This window comes from Epilithonimonas sp. 33E (genome assembly GCF_059372615.1).
Genome location: NZ_CM182009.1, coordinates 912,534 through 933,646 on the forward strand (window position 1 = coordinate 912,534; position 21,113 = coordinate 933,646).

Below are 21,113 nucleotides of genomic sequence, written 5' to 3' on the forward strand. Positions count from 1 at the left end.
GTGCCAGATTTTTCTTATAAGCTGATTTTGAAAATGGAAAATTACTGGCTTTTATTCCGGAAAGTTTACAGAATTTTGATTCCGATTTATATCCTTTTTTTGCTTTATCTGATGTTTTTCGGATTTGGCAGAAGCCAGTATGATATCAATATTGTAAGGATGATTCCTATGTTTTCAACAGCTGGTTTTGTTGAGCAGACGATTCTTTGGAAAACAATTATCATTAATATCTTCGGTAATATCCTGATGTTTGTCCCGTTTGGGTTTTTAGGAATTATATTTCCAAAACTTAATGATTTCAAAAACCTGATTATTCATTTTCTTTCAGCAATTACCATTGTGGAAAGCCTTCAGTATTTCACAAGACTAGGCATTTTCGATATTGATGATATTATTCTGAATACAATTGGTATGGCAACAGGATTCTGGATATATCAATGGTTGAACAGAAGGTTTATTGGTAAGGATTCTTAGTATGAACTTCCATCCATCTTGCCGGATCTTTGATATTATTCCAACCAAATTTTTTATAAAGTTCGTGTGCATCAGCAGTTAAAAGAATCCACCTTCTCAAACCTTGTAATTCCGGATGATTCATAATGTTTTTCATTAATAATTTTGACAGGCCAAGTCCACGATAGTCATTCAAAATAAAAACATCGCCCAAATAAGCAATTGTCGTAAAATCCGTAATCACTTTTGCAAATCCAACCAGCTTGTCTTTGTAAAACACACCGAAACAGAAAGCATTGGAAACTGATTTTTCGACAATATCTCTCGGAATTCCTTTTGCCCAATAGGATTCTTCTGACAGATATTGATGAATTATATCAATATCCATTTTGGATTTGTCGGTAGAGATATAAAAGTCTTGCTGGTTATACATTGTTATGAATTTAATTCTTTGGCTCTGTTTTCTGCGGCTAAAATTCCGTTTTTGAGAATAGATTTCAATTGATTTTCTTCGAAAGTTTTAAGGGCGGCTTCTGTTGTTCCGCCTTTTGAAGCAACATCTTTTATGAGTTCTTCCAAAGATTTATCAGAATTATTAATAAGATGATAAGCGCCCAGCATTGTCTGCTTAACGAATAATTTCGAAAGGTTTTCATCGATTCCCATTTCCGTTCCGGCTTTTATCATTGCATCGATGATGTAATAGAAATAAGCTGGCCCGCTTCCGGAAAGAGCTGTTACGCCATTCAGAAGACTTTCGTCTTCCAGATAAACAGAACGTCCTGTGGAGTTTAATAATCGTTCAACGTTCATCAATTCGGAGAAAGAAATTCCTTCTGCAGCAGTATAACCTGTGATTCCCATTCCAAGAAGAGTGGGCGAATTGGGCATTGCTCTTACGACGGATTGATGGTTGAGCAGTTTCTGGATTTTTTCAATCGAGATCCCTGCCATTATTGATAAAACCATTGATTTTTCGGGTATATTGAAAGATAAATTTTCTGCGACATAACTAAAATCCTGAGGTTTCACAGCAATAATAATCAAGTCTGCTTCTAGATTTTCAACTTCATCAAAAGACGAAATTTCAGAATTCGGAAAAATCGATTTTATTTTCTCCTTTTTATTTTGATTTCTTGTAATCAGATGCAGGTTCTGAGGTTTTATCAGTTCATATTTCAAAAATGATCTGGAAAATGATAAACCCATATTTCCTGCTCCTAAGACTGCAATTTTCATTGGTGTTTTTTAGGTTTTAAATTTTAACAATTCCCGTCGATTTCGCAAGAATCGCCTTCGTTGATGATATTGATTTTTGAATTATTTTCAGAAAACTCTGCCCAGCTTTTTTCCAGGACTTCCGAAAACAAATCCGTTGGTTGTGCTCCGGAAACACCATATTTTTCATTGAAAACAAAAAACGGAACACCTCTTATTCCCATAGAATTGGCTGCGGAAATATCTTGATTAACCAGGTTTGCTAAATGGGGAGATTCAACAGCTTTTTGGATTTCCTCTTCAGTGAAGCCTAGTTTTTCTCCAATTTCACAAAGAACAGCAACATCGTCAATATCTTTTCCTGAAATGAAATAAGCTTCGAAAAGCAATTCTTCCATTTCATTTGCTTTTCCTTTTTCTTTGGCCAATTGAACCAGCATTTGACTTTTGAAAGAGTTGGAAACTTTCACTTCATCAAAATTAAAATCAATGCCGGCATTTTTTCCTGTTTGGATCAGATTCTCGTGCATCTGCATTATTTGAGGCATCGGAAAACCTTTGATTTCGGAAAGATATTCGTAATGATTTTTGGACAGATCCGTTTTCATATTCGGATCCAGTTGAAACGAATGCCAATTGACTTCAACCTGATCATTCTGAACAAACTTCCGAAGGGCTTTTTCAAAATTCTTTTTTCCAATAAAACAAAACGGACAACGCGTATCGCTCCAGATATCTACTTTCATTTTTTCTTATTTTAAATATTTTTCAGAATCATAAATACCATCAATTATCAACCAGAAACCTTCAACTAAATAATATTGACTTCCCGTTCCAATTCAATTCCAAATTTCTCCTTTACTGAATCAATAATCATCGCGGAAAAATCAAAAATCTCTTGTCCGGTTGAATTTCCTGTTGCATTGATAATAACCAAAGCCTGTAGTTGGTTGGAAGCTACATTTCCGATTTTTTTGCCTTTCCAACCGGCTTGTTCTATTAGCCAGCCTGCAGGGACTTTCACAAAATCACCATTCGGATAGCCAGGGATATTTTCGAATTTTTGTTTTAAATTTTCGAATTGTGAAGCAGAAATTGTTGGGTTTTTAAAGAAACTTCCTGCATTTCCAATGACTTTTGGGTCAGGTAATTTGCTTTGTCTGATATTAATTACAGCTTTGGAAACATCCTGAATCGTTGGGTTACTGATTCCCATTTTTGTAAGTTCCGACTGGATTGCACCATATTCCACATCAATTTTGTGGTCTTTTCTGGTCAATCGGAAAGTTACTTCCAAAATGACGTATTTCCCTTTTCCTTCCTGTTTGAAAATCGAATCTCTGTAACCGAATTGACATTGTCCAGAGTTTAAGGTTTCTAATTCCAAAGTTTCAAGATTCAAGACTTTACAACTTTCAAAAACATCTTTGATTTCGGTTCCGTAAGCGCCAATATTCTGCATCGGCGATGTTCCCACATTTCCTGGAATTAAGGACAGATTTTCCAGCCCGCCATAATTCTTATCTAAACAATACATCACGAACTGATGCCAGTTTTCCCCAGCTTTTGCAATCACCAAAACCTGATTGTCATCAATGATTTTTTCAGTAATGCCTTTCAGATTAAGCCTGATGACTAGTCCGTCAAAGTCCTTTGTGAGAAGAATGTTGCTTCCACCGCCTAAGAAAAGATTCGAGAGTTTTTTAGCTTTTGAGAATTTGATTATTTCAATCAATTCCTCGGCAGAATTAACTTCTGAAAAATATCGGGCTGAAACCTCAACTCCGAATGTGTTGTATGGTTTTAAAGAAACGTTTTCTTGGATTGACATTAATATTTTTTAAGAAGATTTTCGAGATTATTTTTAAGGGTTTCGATTTGTTTATAACCTTCGGAACCTTCCGGGACGTTGATTAATTCATACTCTTTATCAGTTGTTGTGATTCGGAAAATGTCATCCGGACCATCATAATGGCCGCGTGCTTTTCCGTTTTTGGTTTTTTCCAAAAGAGAAATGTTGATGTCTGCAACAATTTTGTCCCAATCTTTTTGATTGATTTTCTTTTTGAAGACAGGGTAATCTTCAAATCTTCCACCGGTTTTATTCGATTCCAGGGAATCTTTGGTTGCATTGATGAAAGAGCGGCCGCCTCTTCCGGCTGTGTGCGTATACGAAACTGATGTTATATTTGTTTTCTGTGCAGAAGTTTTGCAATTGATCAGAAGCATTGCAAGGACAGAAAGTATAAACCCGATTTTTAATATTTTCATCATGATTAATTTTAAGATTGATGTAAATTTAATGATAAAACCACATAGAAATTTTAATTTTAAGAGATTTTAAAACTATTTTTTCTATGTGGCTTTGACGAAGAATTTGGAATTGAAATTAATTCAAACCAAACTCAGCTCTGTATTTTTCAATGGCATCTTTCAGAAGCTCAACACTTCTTTTAAGGTCTTCCTGCTTCAGGACATAAGCGATTCTTACCTGCTTTTTACCCAATTCCGGATTGCTGTAAAATCCTCCCATTGGCGCAACCATAACGGTTTCGTTGTTGTTGGAATAGCTTTCCAGAAGCCACTGAGCGAATTTGTCAGAATCATCAACCGGTAATTCTACACCACAATAGAAAGCACCTTTTGGTTTTGGACAAATCACGCCGGGAATTTCATTCAACAGTTCTACCAAAAGATTTCTTCGGCTGGTGTATTCTTCCCTTACTTTGGCAATATATTCTGCATCATTTTTGTGAGCAGCTGTGGCTGCAATCTGACCTAAAAGAACAGGACTCAATCTGGCCTGTGCAAAAAGAATGGCAGCATCGTGGATTTTCTTGGAACGGGTGATCATACAACCGATTCTCGCCCCACACATCGAATATCTTTTTGATTCGGAATCAATAACGATAACGTTTTCCGCAACTTCCGGGAATTCTAACATCGAGATCTGTTTTTCGCCGTCGTAAACATATTCCCTGTAAACCTCGTCCGAAATGATCACGATGTCGTGTTTCTTTGCAATCTCGGCCAGCTTTTGAAGTTCTTCTCTTGAATAGAGGTAACCAGTCGGATTTCCGGGGTTACAAACGACAATGGCTCTGGTCTTATCCGTGATTTTTTTCTCAAATTCTTCAATTGAAGGCAAAGCAAATCCTGTATCAATAGTGGAAGGAACTGCTACAACGTTAATATTGAAAGTTCCGGCGAATCCATTATAGTTCGCATAATAGGGTTCCGGAATAATGATCTCGTCTCCGTCATCGCAAAGCGTGGAAATTGCAAAATTCAAAGCTTCCGAACCACCGTTGGTTACAATAAAATTATCAGGTGTTAGATCTGTAAATCCTAAAGAATGATAATAGTCGGTCAAAGCTTTTCTGTACTCTATATTACCTTCTGATAAGGCATATTCCAGAACTTTGAGGTCGATATTCTTTACAGCATTCAAAGCAGTTTCCGGTGTTTCGATATCCGGCTGACCAATGTTAAGATGATAAACTTTGATTCCTTTCTGTTTAGCTGCAGTGGCAAAAGGGACTAATTTTCTAACGGGAGATGCAGGCATATGCTGTGCTCTTTGCGATATTTTCGGCATTGTTTCTTGACTTTGGAGTACAAAAATAAGCTTTAATTTTTCAACAAAAAAATTAGTACTTTTGATTTGAAATAATTGGATTTTATTTAATCACAAAGGCGCTGGATTTTATCAATTATCGTATTTTTTAAGTCGCCGATTTTTTTCATTAATGAAAGCTTTGTGACTTAATAATAATTGAATTTTAACTCGTTTTTTGTGACTTTGCGATAAACTTTAATAAATAATCATATGCAGATTTTTGTTGATACCATAGAAGAATATATTTCTCAGATTCCTGAGGAAAGACGAGATGCTTTTAGAAAGTTATTGGAAACTGTTGACAGTAATCTTCCAAAAGGTTTTCAGCAGACAATGCAGTACGGAATGGCCACCTGGTGTGTTCCTTTGGAAACTTATCCTGCAGGTTATCATTGTGCGAAAAATACACCGCTTCCTTTCATCAGTGTGGCTTCTCAAAAGAATTTTGTAGCGTTTTATCATATGGGCATTTATGCGGATCCAAAACTTTTGGATTGGTTTGTAGGAGAGTTTCCAAAACATTCCAAAAAGAAATTGGATATGGGCAAATCCTGTATCCGTTTCAAAAAGATGGAAGATATTCCATTCGAATTAATGGGCGAGTTGTGTTCGAAAATCACTGTGGATCAATGGATTGAATCTTATGAGAAAAATTTTAAAAAGTAATTTACTTTGCTGTATTTTTGCACTGTTTTTTTTAACAAGCTGCAAAACTTACAATACTTCGATTTTGGAAAACGGTGATTTACTTTTTGTTCCTGCTGCGGATTCCGGGTTATCCGGAGCGATTAACAATGTTACTCAGACAGAAAAGAAAACATCGTATGATCACATCGGAATTGTGAAAAAAGAAGAACATCATCTGTATGTGCTTCACGCTTCGCCAAAAGGTGGTTCACAAAAACAAAAACTCAGTCATTTTTTGAAAGAACAAACCAAATCCGGGCAGACTATCGATGTTTACCGGCTGAAGTCCGAATTCCGGTCATCTATTCCTACTTCTGTCTCCAAAGCTGAGACTTTGGTTGGAAAGCCTTATAATTTCAATTATATTTTGGACGATAACTCTTTTTATTGCTCAGATTTTGTAGAAAGAGCATTCCGGGATAATCAGATCTTCCAATTGGAACCAATGACCTTCGTTGACCCTAAAACAGGAAAGACTAATGCTTTCTGGGAAAAGTTTTATCACGACAAAAACCTAAAAGTTCCTGAAGGTGAACCTGGATGTAATCCCAATGGTCTTGCTGCATCCAACAAAGTTTACAAAGTAGGAGAGTTGAAATAATTTTTTTTAAATTTAATTCATACTTATTTGGTGGGAATTAAATAATTTCTATATTTGCAATAGATTTAGAATTAAATGATAAGCATATTCTCTCATATCATGATGTGCAATCCCAAATAGACATTTGGTAGGAGAGAATGTGTGAAAGCTCTGCCTTACCGGTAGAGCTTTATTATTTAAAATTTGAAATTATATGGATAAGACCAACAAATATTATACGGATGAGAACGTGGTGAGATTAACTGCGTTTCTGGTGATCGTGATCATCGCTGTATCCTTATTTTTCAAATGGTCTTTTCTGGTTTTGCTTTTAGTTTTTGATTTTGTATTGAGAGCTTTAGGATTATCGATTTCTCCTTTAGCTCTTTTTTCAAAATTTATTTTAAAAATACTGAATATCAAGCGTAAACCGATTTTTGCAGCACCAAAGAGATTTGCAGCAACATTAGGAACGGTTTTCACATTGCTGATTTTCCTATTGACAATTAACGGTTTTTATGACGCAGCTCTCGCATTAGGAGTTGTACTGATGATATTGGCCGGCCTGGAGAGCTTTTTCAAGATCTGTGTCGGCTGTTACATCTATCAGGTTGTCGTTGTTCCGATCCAAAATAAAATTAAATAATCCACCAAAAATATTACTATGATTTACAAACAAGAAACTACAAATAACGCTTTTTTCGCAACGCCGAAAAAAGAGATCATTCTGGAAATAGAGCTGAATGGGAAGATAAGATTTGATATTCTACTTTATACGATTTACAACCATTATAACATCAGTTACAAAATTGTGAATGCACACATCGAATATCTGAATGGGAATAATTTCGGGAATGTTAAACTCTTGTTGAAAATCACTCAGGAAGAAATAATTAAGATTGAAAACTATCTGGCGCAATACAAATTGTTGAGCAGCAAGATCGATGTTCTGCAAAAAAAGGAAGCTTCATAAAAGCTTCCTTTTTTATTTTTATAATAATTAATTGAATTATTATTAATCAATTCTTCTGATATCAGCACCAATTGCTCTTAGTCTTTCGTCGATGTTTTCATAACCACGATCGATTTGTTCGATGTTTTGGATGACCGATTTTCCTTCAGCAGAAAGTGCAGCGATCAATAGAGCATTTCCGGCTCTGATATCCGGCGAAACCATTGTTGTTCCTCTCAAAGGCGTTTCTTGATTCATTCCAATTACAGTTGCCCTGTGCGGATCACAAAGGATAATTTGAGCCCCCATATCGATAAGTTTATCAACGAAGAACAACCTGCTTTCGAACATTTTCTGATGAATCAAAACAGAACCTTTTGCCTGCGTTGCAACGACCAGAATAATAGATAACAAATCCGGAGTGAATCCCGGCCAAGGCGCGTCGGAAACCGTTAAGATAGACCCATCGATAAATTTTTGAACTTTATAATTTTCCTGAGAAGGGATGTAGATATCATCACCTCTTTGTTCCAGTTCGATTCCTAATTTTCTGAATGTATTGGGAATAACGCCAAGCTGATTCCAATTAACATTTTTAATAGTGATCTCGGATTTTGTCATGGCTGCCAATCCAATCCAGGAACCGATTTCCACCATATCCGGCAGCATTGTATGTTCAGTTCCGTGTAGCTTATCCACACCTTCAATAGTTAAAAGATTGGAACCAATGCCGGTAATATTAGCACCCATTCTGTTCAGCATTTTACATAATTGCTGTAAGTAAGGTTCGCAGGCAGCATTGTAGATTCTGGTTTTTCCTTTTGCTAAAACAGCAGCCATTACAATATTCGCAGTTCCTGTAACAGAGGCTTCTTCTAGCAGAATGAATTTTCCGTTAAGTTCTTTAGCTGTTAAAGAGTAGAAAGCTTCTTCCTCATCATAAGAAAACTCTGCGCCCAATTCCACAAAACCTTGGAAATGCGTATCCAGACGTCTTCTTCCGATTTTATCTCCACCAGGCGTTGGCAAATAGGCTTCACCAAATCTCGCCAACATTGGACCAAGGATCATCACAGAACCTCTCAGTTTTGCGCCGTCTTTTTTGAATTCTTTAGATTTGATATAATCAAAATTAACTTCGTCAGCTTTGAAAGTATAATCGCCTTTTCCATTTTTGGTTACTTTCACGTTGAAATCCTGAAGAATCTCAATCAGTTTATTAACATCTTTGATGTCAGGAATATTGGTGATTCTCACTTCGTCCTCAGTCAAGAGAACAGCACAAAGAATCTGCAAAGCTTCATTCTTCGCACCCTGAGGCGTAATTTCTCCGCTCAATCTTTTTCCACCTCTTATTTCGAAAGCTCCGCTCATTATCTTCTTTTATTTTTATGGTTTTGGAAGTTATTTTTCCTTTTATTATTGTTATTATTTTGGTTTCTGTTATTTTGATTTCTGTTGTTGTTTCTGTTAGTGGCGTAATAGATTTTGCTCTTGTCCAGCGTATCCAACCCTGTAAGATCCAGTCTGTTCTCTGATAACTCTTTCAAATGACGGAAAATGACATCATCCTGCACATGCTCTTTGTTATAGACATTATAGGATTTTTTCATATTGTTGGCAATCACCTGGATCAGAGCGTCTTTTTCATCACCTTCTTCCAGGGCAATCGCTTTTTCAATCAATTGTAAAATGCTTTTTCCGTAAAATTTATAATCGTTATCCAAAGAAGGATAATCCATTTTTCTTGGTTTAGTGATCAGATCTTCCGCCGATACAATCGGATATGGTGAATCTACATCCAGGTCGTGGTTAGCAAGAATGAATAAGTGATCCCAAAGTTTATGTTTGTAATTTTCTTCATCGCGAAGATGCGGGTTTCTTTGCCCCATAAACTCAACAATTGCAAGCGCCATTTCATTTCTTTCCTCTTTGGTTTGTAGCGTTTTACAATGTTCTACGAGCTGTTGTATATTGCGCCCATACTCAGGCATTAGTAGCTGTGTTCTGTCGGTATTATATTCCATAATATTGCAAATATAAAAATATAAAATCAGAAAAGATTTTATTTTCAGATTTTACCAAAAACAAAAAAAGATTTGGGCGTATCCCTTTGTTTTTCCTGCACCAATTCCAAAGCTAAAAAACAAGTGGGTCGTGCTTTCCACTCTATCTTTTTCTGCCAAAGCTTTTCCCAAATTTAGAAAAAGGATGCCGTTGCAATCACTTACGCGTTTTCAATTCAGGAATTTTTTCCGTTGTTCAGCATTTGGCAAAAAACACTGATTAGCGGCCAGCTTTTTCCGGTTTCGGGAAATCAAACTGTAAAACTGATTGCCTAAAAAATCAGGAATCACTTTTCCAATGGCGGCCAAAGAGTAGATTCCACCAATCTCAGTTGCGATTTTCAAAACAGCCTTATATTTTGTAAGATAAAAACTCTGCGGTTTCCAAAGATAAAGTGTGTCGAAAATCTGGTTCGGAAGATTTCTTTCGTTTAAAAATTTTTGTCCAAACTCAGATTGAAGAGAAGCAAATAGAAATTTATCATTTTTATCCTTTTCCAGAATCCATTGTACCCAATGATTGCAAAATCCGCATTCTCCATCATAAAAAACAATATATTTATCTTTAAAACTGGCTGAGACTTCTGTTGTCATAACGGATTGGTTTCTGTTTCTTTCTGTATTTTCCTAAAATATTGCGCCAATTCTTTTCTTTGTGCATCGGTCAATTTTGCATTAGAATGCCCCAGCAGATAACTTTCCAGAGGCATTTTGCTTTGTTCCACATTTTCGGCAGCCTCTTCCAGTTTGTGCGCTTGTCTTTTCGGTTCATACGTTGCAAAAGTTGAAAAATTAAGCTCTTTTCTGCCTTCATCGATATGATTTTTCAGTAGCCATGCAACAGGCTGGATGTTACTGTAAAATGGATATTTAGTTTCATTGGAATGACAGTCGTAACAGGAGTTTCGAATCATTTTTGCAATCGGTTCGGGTGTATTTTTGATTTTCAAAAAGTCCATTCCTTCATTGGTTGCAGGATTGGTTTTATCAATCGGAAAAAACTGAATCATAATAAAAGCTGCTAAAAGGATAATTAATATTTTTTTCATAGTTTGATTTTCAATAAAATTACAAAAAGCTTTCCAAAATACTTTGTAGTTTGAGAAATCATTATTCATTTAAATTCAGGACTTTGCAACTTCAAGCTCTAACCTTGTTTCTAAATTCGTATCTTTGCAAAAATTTTGGGCTCTTAAAGTAAGAGTAACCCATTAATAATCTTATTATTAAACAAATTTATGTCAAACATTGTCGCTATCGTTGGGCGCCCTAACGTAGGAAAATCCACATTATTTAACCGATTATTAGAAAGAAGAGAAGCTATTGTTGATTCTACAGCCGGCGTTACTCGTGACCGTCATTACGGAAAATCCGATTGGAATGGTGTGGACTTCACAGTAATCGACACAGGCGGTTATGATGTCGGAACAGACGATATCTTCGAGCAGGAGATTCGCAAACAGGTTCAGTTGGCGGTAGACGAAGCTACTTCCATCATTTTTATGGTGAATGTGGAAGAAGGTCTTACCGATACAGATCAGGAAATCTTCGAATTATTAAGAAAATCCAACAAGCCGGTTTATTTGGTGGTAAACAAAGTAGATTCTTCCAAAGAAGAATTGCCAGCCACCGAGTTTTACCAGTTAGGTGTTGAAAAATATTTTACATTGTCTTCTGCAACGGGTTCCGGAACCGGCGAATTACTAGATCAGGTTGTCAACGATTTCCCGACGACAGATTACAAGGATCCGTTCGAAGGATTACCAAAAATCACGATCGCAGGTCGTCCGAATGTTGGAAAATCGACGTTGACAAACGCTTTGTTGGATGTTGAGAGAAACATCGTTACCGATATTGCCGGGACAACAAGAGACAGTATCCAGACTTTATATAACAAATTCGGGCACGAGTTTGTGTTGGTGGATACAGCCGGAATGAGAAGAAAATCTAAGGTTAACGAGGATTTGGAATTTTATTCCGTGATGCGTTCCATTCGTTCTATCGAATATTCCGATGTTGTGATCATTATGGTAGATGCAACTTTAGGTTGGGAATCTCAGGATATGAACATTTTCGGTTTGGCTCAAAAGAACAGAAAAGGTATTGTTATTCTGGTGAACAAATGGGATTTGGTTGAAAAAGAAACTAACACAATGCGTGATTTCGAAGCGGCAATCAAACATAAAATCGGTCAGTTCAATGATGTTCCAATTTTATTCGTTTCTGCTTTGACAAAACAAAGAATTCTGAAAGCTGTTGAGGTGGCAATGCAGGTTTATGAAGACCGTAAGAAAAAAATCAAAACTTCTAAATTGAATGAAGTGATGCTTCCTATTTTTGAAGGAACGCCGCCACCGGCAATCAAAGGGAAATATATTAAAATCAAATACTGTGTGCAATTGCCAACGCCATCGCCACAATTCGTATTTTTCTGTAATCTTCCGCAATATGTGAAAGAGCCATACAAACGTTTTACCGAAAACCAGCTTAGGAAAGAGTTTGGTTTTACAGGTGTTCCAATCGAAGTTTATTTCAGACAAAAATAATTTTCAACCCTTTCAGAGCTTAGGTTCTGAAAGGGTTTTTTTATTAATTTTAAATATTTATTAAAAATCGCAATAACTAATGCTTACAATATTATCAGATCAATTTTCACTTGTTAATTCCTGGATCAACGACCTTAGAAATGTCGAAGTTCAAAATGACCGAATGAAATTCCGTAGAAATATGGAAAGAATCGGAGAAATTGCAGCTTTCGAAATCAGTAAAACACTCGATCAGAAAGAAATCGAAATCACAACGCCTCTTGATACAATCAGAGTTAAAGAAATCCAAACACAACCTGTTATCACAACTATTCTTAGAGCCGGAGTTCCTTTGTTTCAAGGGATTTTGAATTATTTTGATAAAGCGGATTGCGGATTTGTTGCAGCTTACAGAAAACACGATGCTAACGATTATTTCTCTATCAAACAAGATTATCTGACTTGTCCGAAATTAGACGGTCGCCCGCTTATTGTAGCAGATCCGATGCTTGCAACCGGCGCATCTCTGATTGAAGCGATTAAAGATTTGTTGACCAACGGAAAACCGACTTCCATTCATATTGTTGCAGCCATCGCAAGCAGACAAGGAGTTGAGACGATTCGGAATGCTTATCCGGATGCGAAAGTTTGGGTTGGCGCTTTGGACGAAAGTCTGACTTCAAAAGGTTATATCACACCGGGTTTGGGTGATGCAGGCGATTTGTCTTACGGCGAAAAACTTCAAAGATAATTATGAGTTACTAGTTATGAATTATGAATGATTCGAAAAACTCATAACTTATAATTCATAACTGATCAAACGTCCATCGCCATTACCAAAATACTGATTTTTACATTCTTGGAATTATTGAGAATCTCCCACGCGATATTCGATATTGTGTTTCCTGTGGTGTAAACATCATCGATCAAAAGAATATGCTTATCATTGATATTTTCAGTCAATTGGTAAGCATTTTTTGTTTTCAGTCTTTCGGTTTGATTTTTCTTAGCTTGTGCACGGGAATGTTTTGTCCTTTTTAATAAAGTATGATTGACAGGAATCTGATAATACTTCGACAATTCGTTTCCGAATAGATGAAGCTGATTATAACCACGTTGTTTCAGTTTCTTATAATGAAGCGGAACTGTTACGAGCAAATCCGGTTTGTTATCCCTAAAATTAATTCTTTCAGTGATCCATTTGGCCAAGACTTTTCCAATTTTTTCCCGATGATTATATTTAAGCTGATGAATGATTCTTTGTGCCAGACTTTCTTTTTCATAAAATAGAAGTGAGTAGGCGTTTTCTACGGGAATTTGTAATGATGCTTTGTCCATCAGGGAATTATTTCCGAAATAATTATGATTTGAAAAGTTGATTTTGTCCAAGCATAATTCGCAAACCACATCCTGCTTATCAATCAACTGATTGCAATCCAGGCAACGATTCGGGAAAAGAAAATCAAAAATCATTGTTCTAAATTAATGATTTTCTGATTTTCTCAATCGACTTTTTCATATCGAGGTTGAATTGTTCCTTTTCCAGTCTTACAGGCTGCGCTTGTCTTACTTCGCAATTCAAAATACTGCAGCTTTCGCAGGTCACACCAACTTCAATGGTTTTCAAAGATGCGGATTTGGCGAAATTGATTTTTTTGAATGTTTGATTATTGAGCAATATTCCCAGGCAATAACTTCTGTTGCTTCCGTCAGAAAAAGGATTTTTTTGTGAAGTGGAAATTACAAGATAACTCACGCCCTGATCTTTATAGTGTGAAATCTGCGCGTCAGTCATTGTTTCGTTTTCCTTGAGATGATGCAGGTTTTTCACAGCAATCCATCGTCTGCAGTAATGTTCGTTGGTTGCATTGGAATGTGGTGCCTGCTGATGATTGAGATGGAGTTCTTTCAAAATCTGGATTTTGTCAGAATCATCTTTTTTTACAAAACATAAGTAAAACAAATCTTTGATTCCAAATTCTGAGGTCAGAACATTGGTTAATCTGTAATAAAATGTTTCCGGCGAATCTGTAAAATGGTTGATTAATGCTTCGAAATGCTGGGATTTCCATTGTTTTTCGTCAAAGAAATCGGAGGTTTTTTCAATCAGTTCTTTTTTCGAAATTAAAAAACATCCTGCAAAATAAGAAGCGTAAAAATTATTGAGTATTTCTTCAAAACTTCCAAAGTCCAGCCAAGAATAAGTATTGGGTCTTGGATTCAGTTTCAAAACATTGAAGCCAATTTCTTTTGCGAGGATAAAGGTTTTTTGATTAGTGTCCAATCGATCATTCAAAAGCAATAATTTTTTTTCCGGAATATAAAGTGAACGAAGTTGATTCAAAGCATAATCGTCCGAAAAATCCTTTGACTGGATGTTGTAACCGAATTTCTCTTTCAGAAGGCTTTCAAGAATTTCGATTTTGAGGTTTTTATTGAGCTCCAGTTGATTTTCATTTGCAAACTGAATCGCTTTTTCCTCAACTTCGGGAAAATAATTATCATATAATTCCTGAAAAGAACGCATCACGGCAAAATAAAACCGCTCTTTTCCTAAGTTGTAATTCTGAGAAATCTCGATTAATGCATTAATAAATGCCGTTACTTTTTTCGGTGCATCGCTGATGATACTGATGAGGTTATTCTTGTTGATTCCGAATAAATCCAATGGGATTTCCTTGAAAAAATCAGATTGCAGAACATCATTGATTGGTGTCAGACTTTTGTCCAGCTTGGTGGAAACCAAATCATCAAAAGTACAATTCAGAGCTTCCGAAAGCTGAATGATTTTGTCATGCTTCGGATACTTTTTCCCATTTTCTATTTCGTTGAGGTAGGATTTGGAAAGTCTGGTTTTGTTTGCAAGGTCTTGCAGGGACCAGTTTTTTTTCTGTCTCTGTTGTTTCAGTTTTAGTCCGAAAACCACGCGTATATAGTCACTCTCTGCAATCATAGAATCAAAGATAAATATTAAAGCGATTATCCGCATAATAATTTTTATTAAAAATTAGCGAACGTTCGCTAATTGTGAAAATCTTTTTATATATTTGTTCAACCAAATCACAAAATATTTTAATTATGGAAACGATGAGCCAACTAAAAATTTTTCCGGATTCCAGATTCCAAGAGGTTTTTACTGATGAATTAATGGATTTTTTAATTAAACTTCATAAGAATTTTAATCACACAAGAATTGAACTCTTGGAAGAAAGAAAAAAAACACAATTGAAATTTGATTCGGGTGAGTTGCCATCTTTTCCATCAGAAACAATCCATATCCGAAACGGAGAATGGACGTGCTCAGAGATTCCTGAAGATCTTTTAGACAGGAGAGTGGAAATCACAGGTCCGGTTGACAGGAAAATGATTGTCAATGCACTTAATTCCGGAGCTAATGCTTTTATGGCAGATTTTGAAGACAGCAATTCTCCGACTTGGGAAAATTGCATTCAAGGTCAAATCAATCTAACGGATGCTATTAATAGAAATATTGATTTTACTAATGAACAAGGCAAATCTTACCAACTGAATAATGAGATTGCAACATTGATTGTACGTCCGCGAGGTTTGCATCTATCAGAAAAAAATATTGAAATTGAGGGCGAAAACACATCGGGTTCTTTGATAGATTTTGGGATTTATTTTTTTAGAAATGCTAGAGCTTTAATTGAAAAAGGAACAGCGCCTTATTTTTATCTTCCAAAATTAGAACATTACAAAGAAGCTCGTTGGTGGAATGATGTTTTCATTTTTGCTCAGAATTACCTGGAAATTCCGCAGGGGACAATCAAAGCAACTGTTCTGATTGAAACAATCACTGCTTCTTTCCAGCTGGACGAGATTCTTTTCGAGCTGAAGAACCACAGTTCCGGGCTTAACTGCGGACGCTGGGATTATATATTTTCTTATATCAAGAAATTCAGAAATCAAGCTCAGTTTTTAGTTCCTGATAGAGACCAGGTGACGATGACTTCATCTTTTATGAGTGCTTATTCCAAAAGAGTGATTGAGGTTTGCCACAAAAGAAATGTCCATGCAATGGGCGGAATGGCAGCGCAGATTCCTGTAAAAAATGATGATGAAGCTAATGAATTGGCTTTTGAGAAAGTAAGAAATGATAAAGAACGGGAAGTTCGGAATGGTCACGACGGAACGTGGGTTGCGCATCCGGCTTTGGTTTCTGTGGCGAAGGAGATTTTTGACCAATATATGCCGGGAAAAAATCAGATCGATAAAAAGTTTGACCACAAAATAAAAGAATCCGAATTACTCGAAGTTCCTGCCGGAACAATTACTGAAAATGGCGTTAGAAAAAACATCAACATCGGAATTCTTTATATCGAATCCTGGTTGATGGGGGTTGGTGCAGCAGCTCTTTATGATCTAATGGAAGATGCTGCAACCGCGGAGATTTCCAGAACTCAGATCTGGCAATGGCTGCATCATAATGCTGTTCTTGAAGATGAAAGAACATTGACCAGGGAACTGGTTCTCCAATGGGAAATAGAAGAACTCTCCAGAATTAAGAAATACGTTGGAGAAGACCGGTATGCTAAAGGTAGATTTAATCTTGCGAAGGAGCTTTTCAATGAATTGATATTCTGCGGTAAGTTTGAAGAATTCCTCACTGTGAAGGCGTATCCATTTATTTAAAGAAAAAAGAAAAAAGAAAAAAGACTTATGGGTTCAAGGATTAAAATCTTGAGTCAGTAATCTTTATTTCTGAAATTTAGAAATCATATCACACCAAATCACCAAATATTATTATGAAAACAAAACAAGAACAGATCCAGGCATTGGAAAAAGACTGGCTGACAAATCCCAGATGGATTGGCGTTACAAGACCTTACACGGCAGAAGATGTACTGAAACTGAGAGGCTCTTACAAATTGGATTATACAATTGCCAACGAAATGTCTCAAAAACTTTGGGATAAACTGAATAACCAAGATTGGGTCGCCGGATTGGGTGCTTTGACAGGAAATCAGGCTGTACAGGAGGTTGACGCAGGATTGGAAGCAATTTATTTATCAGGCTGGCAGGTTGCAGCAGATGCGAATCTTTCCGGAGAGATGTATCCGGACCAGTCACTTTATCCGGCAAATTCGGTTCCGTCTGTAGTTAAAAAGATCAATAATGCATTGTTGAGAGCGGATCAGATCCAATCGGTTAACGGAGGTGGGGAGAAGGAGTATCTTGTTCCGATTGTTGCTGATGCGGAAGCTGGTTTTGGCGGCAACCTGAATGCTTTTGAATTGATGAAACAAATGATAGAAGCTGGTGCGGCTGGCGTTCATTTCGAAGACCAATTATCATCTGCTAAAAAATGCGGACATTTGGGTGGAAAGGTTTTGGTTCCTACTCAGGAAGCGATTAATAAACTGATTGCGGCAAGATTAGCTGCAGATGTTTGTGGTGTTCCGTCTGTGATTGTTGCAAGAACTGATGCTGATGCGGCGGATTTGCTAACTTCTGATATTGATGACAGAGATAAAAAATTTGTGACGGGAGAAAGAACATCGGAAGGTTTTTATGTTGTGAATAACGGTGTGGAACAAGGGATTGACAGAGGTTTGTCTTATGCGCCTTACGCCGATCTGATCTGGATGGAAACTTCAAATCCGGATTTGGAATATGCAAGACGATTTGCAGAGGGGATTCACGCTAAGTTTCCAAACAAAATGCTGGCCTATAACTGTTCACCTTCTTTTAACTGGGCTGCAAAACTGACAGTTGAGGAGATGGAAAACTTCCGTGAAGGGTTGGCAAAAATGGGATACAAATTCCAGTTTATAACATTGGCAGGTTTTCACGCTTTGAACACAGCTATGTTTGAGCTGGCTTATGCTTACAAAGAAAGAGGAATGGCCGGTTACTCCGAATTGCAGGAAAGAGAATTTGCGCTTCAGTCAAAAGGTTTCCGTGCTGTGAAACACCAATCTTTTGTTGGGACAGGTTATTTTGATGAGATCCAAACAATTGTTACCAGCGGAAAATCTGCAACTGTTGCAATGAAAGATTCTACAGAAACGGCACAGTTTCATTAAGGCTCATAATCTATATTATAATTGTTGAATTTTCGAAATAGTCAACAAAAAAACCCTGATTTCATTGAAATCAGGGTTTTGAATTTTGTGTAGATAATGATCAGTACATCAATTTGTAATATTCATCTGCCATTCTGTCGCTGTTGAATTGATATTTAACATCATCCATCGCGGTTTGTACAATCTTTCTCCATTGATTCGGGTTCTCATAATACGTTGGGATGATTTGGTTTTCCAGAACATCATAAAGATTATTCAGGTCAAATTGATCCTGTTCGATTTGTGGCCAGTTGTGATAATCTGCCTTTGGAACGACGAAAGAATTTTCGCCATGTTTTGCAAATTCCGGAATCCAACCGTCATCAGTCGAGAGATTCACAGAACCGTTCATAGAAGCGGTCATTCCACTGGTTCCGGAAGCTTCTCTTGGAACTCTCGGATTGTTGAGCCAGATGTCAGAGCCTTGTTTCAGGGATTTACTCAAAGATAATTCATAACCTGTAAGAACTGCCATGTTTTTATGATTCTTACTTTCCTCAACCAGATTGTTGAAAGTAGAGATTGCACCGTAATCCATCGGGTAAGGTTTTCCTGCCCAGATGATCTGAACCGGATATTTGCTGTTTTCCAGCATTTTCCTGAAGCGTTCTTTATCAGCTAAAAGAAGATCTGCCCTTTTGTAACCGGCGAAACGTCTTGCCCAAACAATGGTCAATACATTTGGATCAAACAATTTTCCTGTTTGGTCTGCGACGATTTTAAACATTCTTTTTTTAAGATGTTTCTTGCGGTAATCGAAAAGGGTATCATCACTTTCATCCTTGGCATCGTATAAGGGTTTGTCTGCCCAATATTTGAATTCCTGAGCATTAGTAATGGATTTGATCTCGCAGATTCCCGGATATTTGCTCCACATATCTCTGGAAACCACACCATGGAGCTGTGAAACGCCATTGGAAATTCTTGACATTCTCAATGCGCAAAGCGAGTGATTGAAACGGTCGTCGTTTACACCTTCTATATTTTTAACCTCATCAATGCTTAATCCGCAGAAATAAGACATATCGTGACAAAGGTGGATATTATGTTTTTCGTTCCCTGCTTCTTCAGGAGTGTGTGTAGTGAAAACTAATTTTTCTTTCACTTTAGCAAGATCTCCACCATATTTTCTTAATAAGTAAAATGCTGCTGGTAAACCATGAGCTTCGTTCAGGTGGTAAACATCTCTTTCGAAGTTCATCTCATCCAAAAGCTTTGCGCCTCCTTTGCCAAGAAGAATGTACTGAGCCAGTTTTGTGGATTCGTTAGCATCGTATAATTTATGAGAAATTGTTTTTGATAAATGATCGTTTTCCGGTACATCTGTACTCAGAAAGAACATTGGGCAGGTTTTGAAAGTTTCAGGATTCAGATACCAGACTTTTACCCAAACTGGTGCATTATGAATTTCAATCTGAAATTTGATGCCTGTATCTTCCAAAAAGCTGTACATTTTTTTTGTCCAGATCGGGTTCAGGGTTTGATCTGCATTTCGGCTTTGGTCATAGTAGCCATATTTCCACAAAATCCCGATTCCCACGAAATCTTGTTTTAAGTTATAAGCACTTCTCATATGAGATCCTGCCAGGAAACCAAGCCCGCCACTGTAGATCTTGAGCGCCTGGTCTATGGCAAATTCCATAGAGAAATAGGCGGTTCTTTTGGAGTAGCTTGGATTGATGCTGTAAGGCATCTTGAAGTTTTTGAAATCCATAGTTCGTATATATATTTTAAGGTCGTCTATAAGCTTGCAAATATAATAATTAGTTTTTGGATGAGCTGCAGTTTGCTAGATTCTTGCAACAAGGCTGGGTTCAAGTGTTTTGGTTGTCACATTACAAAATGAAAATTGCATTGCAAAAAAAATGAACTTTGTTCCCTGAAAACCTCTTACAGGTATCTTACACTTTGTAACATTAATTTTAATTAATATAATTATTTTGTAATCAATAATTTACTAACTTAGAACAGGTTTAATTTCTAAAAGAAATGTTATGATCTTTTGCGAGGACCTTAATAAAAATCTGGAGATTTGTGTGGCTTCTAAGAATAAGAAGACTGATGATCTGGTGAAATGGTATGATTCTATCGGTAACGCCAACCTGCACGAGCGCGAAGAATACCAGAAAAAAACCGAATTACTGCTGCTCAATACATTGTTCCAGCATTATCCAGAAATGGAAATCGAAAACCTGACAGGAGAAAGCCCTGATTTTATCATTAATTATAAAGGAAAGCGGATCGGGATAGAAGTTTCGGAGATTATCAACCACTTCGAGCTCAAAAAAAAAGAAAGTTATATTAATCATATTTTTCGTACTGTGGAAAATCTTTTGTCAGATTACAAAAGTCTCTATGGTATTTATCATCTTAATATCGATTATTTTCAGGATGATTTTTATTTGCAGCCGGAACAGTTAATCAAAGAGATCTCATCTGCAATTACTAATAATAAGAGAACCAAATTTGTTAAATCTATAAGAAGAACGCCTAATCAGAAAGGCGTTCTTTTGTTTTTGGAATATAACCTGTCCTTGTTTGATGAGCTTCATTCTGATAAAATCCTTGAAATCATTGAAAAGAAAAATTCCAAATATCCGCTCTATAACCACAAGACTAAAGAATGTTGGCTTATTCTGGTTTCCAATATGTATAATATCGCTTCACGGTACAGCTATATCAATGGGAAGGAAGCACTCAAAACAGTGAAAAGCCCTTTTACAAAAATCCTTCATCTTGAGAATCTCTATAGTGAGATGATGGTGATTAAATAGTTTTCGGCAAACAATAGATTTGTTTTTTAATTAAGAATATAAGTTGTTTTAAACTAAAGGTTAAATGTTTGTAAAATTTAAGAAAATGGAATTTTAACAAATACACTTTATCCACAAAATTAATGGGATTTTGGTAGTGTTTTTACATTTGTA

Annotated in this window: 23 protein-coding genes; 10 read left to right on the forward strand and 13 right to left on the reverse strand. The window is 36.5% G+C overall.

Features of this window, described 5'->3' with window-relative positions; translation table 11 throughout:
- The first annotated feature begins 33 nt into the window (after nucleotides 1-33).
- On the forward strand, nucleotides 34-474 hold the full coding sequence (locus AC5P2S_RS04360) for a VanZ family protein (protein WP_494556353.1): 441 nt from the start codon (nucleotides 34-36) through the stop codon (nucleotides 472-474).
- Here the strand turns inward: AC5P2S_RS04360 and AC5P2S_RS04365 are convergent.
- The 6 genes from AC5P2S_RS04365 to AC5P2S_RS04390 all read right to left on the reverse strand — a co-directional run bounded on the left by AC5P2S_RS04365 (nucleotide 455) and on the right by AC5P2S_RS04390 (nucleotide 5,269).
- A complete protein-coding gene (locus AC5P2S_RS04365; RefSeq protein WP_494556354.1) occupies nucleotides 455-886 on the reverse strand; it encodes a GNAT family N-acetyltransferase in 432 nt (143 codons plus the stop codon). The two genes, AC5P2S_RS04360 and AC5P2S_RS04365, sit on opposite strands and share 20 nt — an antisense overlap.
- 2 nt (nucleotides 887-888) lie before the next feature.
- Entirely contained in the window at nucleotides 889-1,692 is an 804-nt protein-coding gene (proC, locus tag AC5P2S_RS04370; protein ID WP_120213514.1) for a pyrroline-5-carboxylate reductase, read from the reverse strand.
- A 23-nt stretch (nucleotides 1,693-1,715) separates the two neighbouring features.
- A complete protein-coding gene (locus AC5P2S_RS04375) occupies nucleotides 1,716-2,417 on the reverse strand; it encodes a DsbA family oxidoreductase (RefSeq protein WP_494556355.1) in 702 nt (233 codons plus the stop codon).
- A gap of 65 nt (nucleotides 2,418-2,482) precedes the next feature.
- On the reverse strand, nucleotides 2,483-3,502 hold the full coding sequence (gene murB / locus AC5P2S_RS04380) for a UDP-N-acetylmuramate dehydrogenase (protein ID WP_494556356.1): 1,020 nt from the start codon (nucleotides 3,500-3,502) through the stop codon (nucleotides 2,483-2,485).
- The gene (locus tag AC5P2S_RS04385) at nucleotides 3,502-3,942 is read right to left on the reverse strand and encodes a hypothetical protein (RefSeq protein ID WP_494556357.1); all 441 of its coding nucleotides are present in this window, start codon (nucleotides 3,940-3,942) and stop codon (nucleotides 3,502-3,504) included. The genes murB and AC5P2S_RS04385 overlap by 1 nt, the downstream gene beginning before the upstream one ends.
- A gap of 118 nt (nucleotides 3,943-4,060) precedes the next feature.
- Entirely contained in the window at nucleotides 4,061-5,269 is a 1,209-nt protein-coding gene (locus tag AC5P2S_RS04390) for a pyridoxal phosphate-dependent aminotransferase (protein WP_494556358.1), read from the reverse strand.
- Between the two features lie 231 nt (nucleotides 5,270-5,500).
- Between AC5P2S_RS04390 and AC5P2S_RS04395 the strand changes: the two genes are divergently transcribed.
- From AC5P2S_RS04395 to AC5P2S_RS04410, 4 genes are all read left to right on the forward strand, one after another.
- Nucleotides 5,501-5,956, forward strand: a complete 456-nt coding sequence (locus tag AC5P2S_RS04395; protein WP_494556359.1) for a DUF1801 domain-containing protein — start codon at nucleotides 5,501-5,503, stop codon at nucleotides 5,954-5,956.
- Nucleotides 5,934-6,578, forward strand: a complete 645-nt coding sequence (locus AC5P2S_RS04400) for a YiiX/YebB-like N1pC/P60 family cysteine hydrolase (RefSeq protein ID WP_494556360.1) — start codon at nucleotides 5,934-5,936, stop codon at nucleotides 6,576-6,578. The genes AC5P2S_RS04395 and AC5P2S_RS04400 overlap by 23 nt, the downstream gene beginning before the upstream one ends.
- A 193-nt stretch (nucleotides 6,579-6,771) precedes the next feature.
- Complete coding sequence (locus AC5P2S_RS04405; RefSeq protein ID WP_283417354.1) at nucleotides 6,772-7,203, forward strand: DUF4395 domain-containing protein; 432 nt, start codon at nucleotides 6,772-6,774, stop codon at nucleotides 7,201-7,203.
- 18 nt (nucleotides 7,204-7,221) lie between these two features.
- Nucleotides 7,222-7,530 carry an NIL domain-containing protein gene (locus AC5P2S_RS04410; protein ID WP_283417353.1) on the forward strand — a complete coding sequence of 103 codons (309 nt, stop codon included), beginning with the start codon at nucleotides 7,222-7,224 and terminating at the stop codon, nucleotides 7,528-7,530.
- Nucleotides 7,531-7,572: 42 nt separating this feature from the next.
- On the opposite strand, the gene murA is transcribed toward AC5P2S_RS04410, so the two are convergent.
- From murA to AC5P2S_RS04430, 4 genes are all read right to left on the reverse strand, one after another.
- Nucleotides 7,573-8,883 (reverse strand): UDP-N-acetylglucosamine 1-carboxyvinyltransferase, encoded by a 1,311-nt coding sequence (gene murA, locus AC5P2S_RS04415; protein ID WP_283417352.1) that lies wholly within the window; start codon nucleotides 8,881-8,883, stop codon nucleotides 7,573-7,575.
- On the reverse strand, nucleotides 8,883-9,536 hold the full coding sequence (locus AC5P2S_RS04420) for a DUF4290 domain-containing protein (RefSeq protein WP_283417351.1): 654 nt from the start codon (nucleotides 9,534-9,536) through the stop codon (nucleotides 8,883-8,885). Before AC5P2S_RS04420 ends, murA begins: the two co-directional genes overlap by 1 nt.
- Before the next feature lie 210 nt (nucleotides 9,537-9,746).
- Nucleotides 9,747-10,169, reverse strand: coding sequence for a thiol-disulfide oxidoreductase DCC family protein (locus tag AC5P2S_RS04425; protein ID WP_494556361.1), 423 nt, complete (start codon nucleotides 10,167-10,169; stop codon nucleotides 9,747-9,749).
- Nucleotides 10,166-10,624 (reverse strand): heme-binding domain-containing protein, encoded by a 459-nt coding sequence (locus AC5P2S_RS04430; RefSeq protein ID WP_494556362.1) that lies wholly within the window; start codon nucleotides 10,622-10,624, stop codon nucleotides 10,166-10,168. Before AC5P2S_RS04430 ends, AC5P2S_RS04425 begins: the two co-directional genes overlap by 4 nt.
- A 189-nt stretch (nucleotides 10,625-10,813) precedes the next feature.
- Here AC5P2S_RS04430 and der point away from each other — a divergent pair, with 189 nt between their 5' ends.
- Together der and upp are read left to right on the forward strand one after the other, a co-directional pair.
- A complete protein-coding gene (der, locus tag AC5P2S_RS04435) occupies nucleotides 10,814-12,121 on the forward strand; it encodes a ribosome biogenesis GTPase Der (RefSeq protein WP_494556363.1) in 1,308 nt (435 codons plus the stop codon).
- A 79-nt stretch (nucleotides 12,122-12,200) separates the two neighbouring features.
- Nucleotides 12,201-12,851, forward strand: coding sequence for a uracil phosphoribosyltransferase (gene upp / locus AC5P2S_RS04440; RefSeq protein ID WP_494556364.1), 651 nt, complete (start codon nucleotides 12,201-12,203; stop codon nucleotides 12,849-12,851).
- A gap of 65 nt (nucleotides 12,852-12,916) precedes the next feature.
- Here the strand turns inward: upp and AC5P2S_RS04445 are convergent, their stop codons facing one another.
- Both AC5P2S_RS04445 and AC5P2S_RS04450 read right to left on the reverse strand, forming a co-directional pair.
- On the reverse strand, nucleotides 12,917-13,573 hold the full coding sequence (locus tag AC5P2S_RS04445; RefSeq protein WP_494556365.1) for a ComF family protein: 657 nt from the start codon (nucleotides 13,571-13,573) through the stop codon (nucleotides 12,917-12,919).
- A gap of 4 nt (nucleotides 13,574-13,577) precedes the next feature.
- The gene (locus AC5P2S_RS04450) at nucleotides 13,578-15,053 is read right to left on the reverse strand and encodes a helix-turn-helix domain-containing protein (RefSeq protein ID WP_494556366.1); all 1,476 of its coding nucleotides are present in this window, start codon (nucleotides 15,051-15,053) and stop codon (nucleotides 13,578-13,580) included.
- Nucleotides 15,054-15,178: 125 nt separating this feature from the next.
- Here AC5P2S_RS04450 and aceB point away from each other — a divergent pair, with 125 nt between their 5' ends.
- Together aceB and aceA are read left to right on the forward strand one after the other, a co-directional pair.
- A complete protein-coding gene (aceB, locus tag AC5P2S_RS04455; protein WP_494556367.1) occupies nucleotides 15,179-16,753 on the forward strand; it encodes a malate synthase A in 1,575 nt (524 codons plus the stop codon).
- Between the two features lie 113 nt (nucleotides 16,754-16,866).
- Nucleotides 16,867-18,147 carry an isocitrate lyase gene (gene aceA, locus AC5P2S_RS04460; RefSeq protein ID WP_494556368.1) on the forward strand — a complete coding sequence of 427 codons (1,281 nt, stop codon included), beginning with the start codon at nucleotides 16,867-16,869 and terminating at the stop codon, nucleotides 18,145-18,147.
- Between the two features lie 100 nt (nucleotides 18,148-18,247).
- On the opposite strand, the gene glgP is transcribed toward aceA, so the two are convergent.
- Nucleotides 18,248-19,900, reverse strand: a complete 1,653-nt coding sequence (gene glgP, locus AC5P2S_RS04465; RefSeq protein ID WP_283417343.1) for an alpha-glucan family phosphorylase — start codon at nucleotides 19,898-19,900, stop codon at nucleotides 18,248-18,250.
- Between the two features lie 280 nt (nucleotides 19,901-20,180).
- Here glgP and AC5P2S_RS04470 point away from each other — a divergent pair, with 280 nt between their 5' ends.
- Nucleotides 20,181-20,960 (forward strand): hypothetical protein, encoded by a 780-nt coding sequence (locus AC5P2S_RS04470; RefSeq protein ID WP_283417342.1) that lies wholly within the window; start codon nucleotides 20,181-20,183, stop codon nucleotides 20,958-20,960.
- Nucleotides 20,961-21,113: the final 153 nt, after the last annotated feature.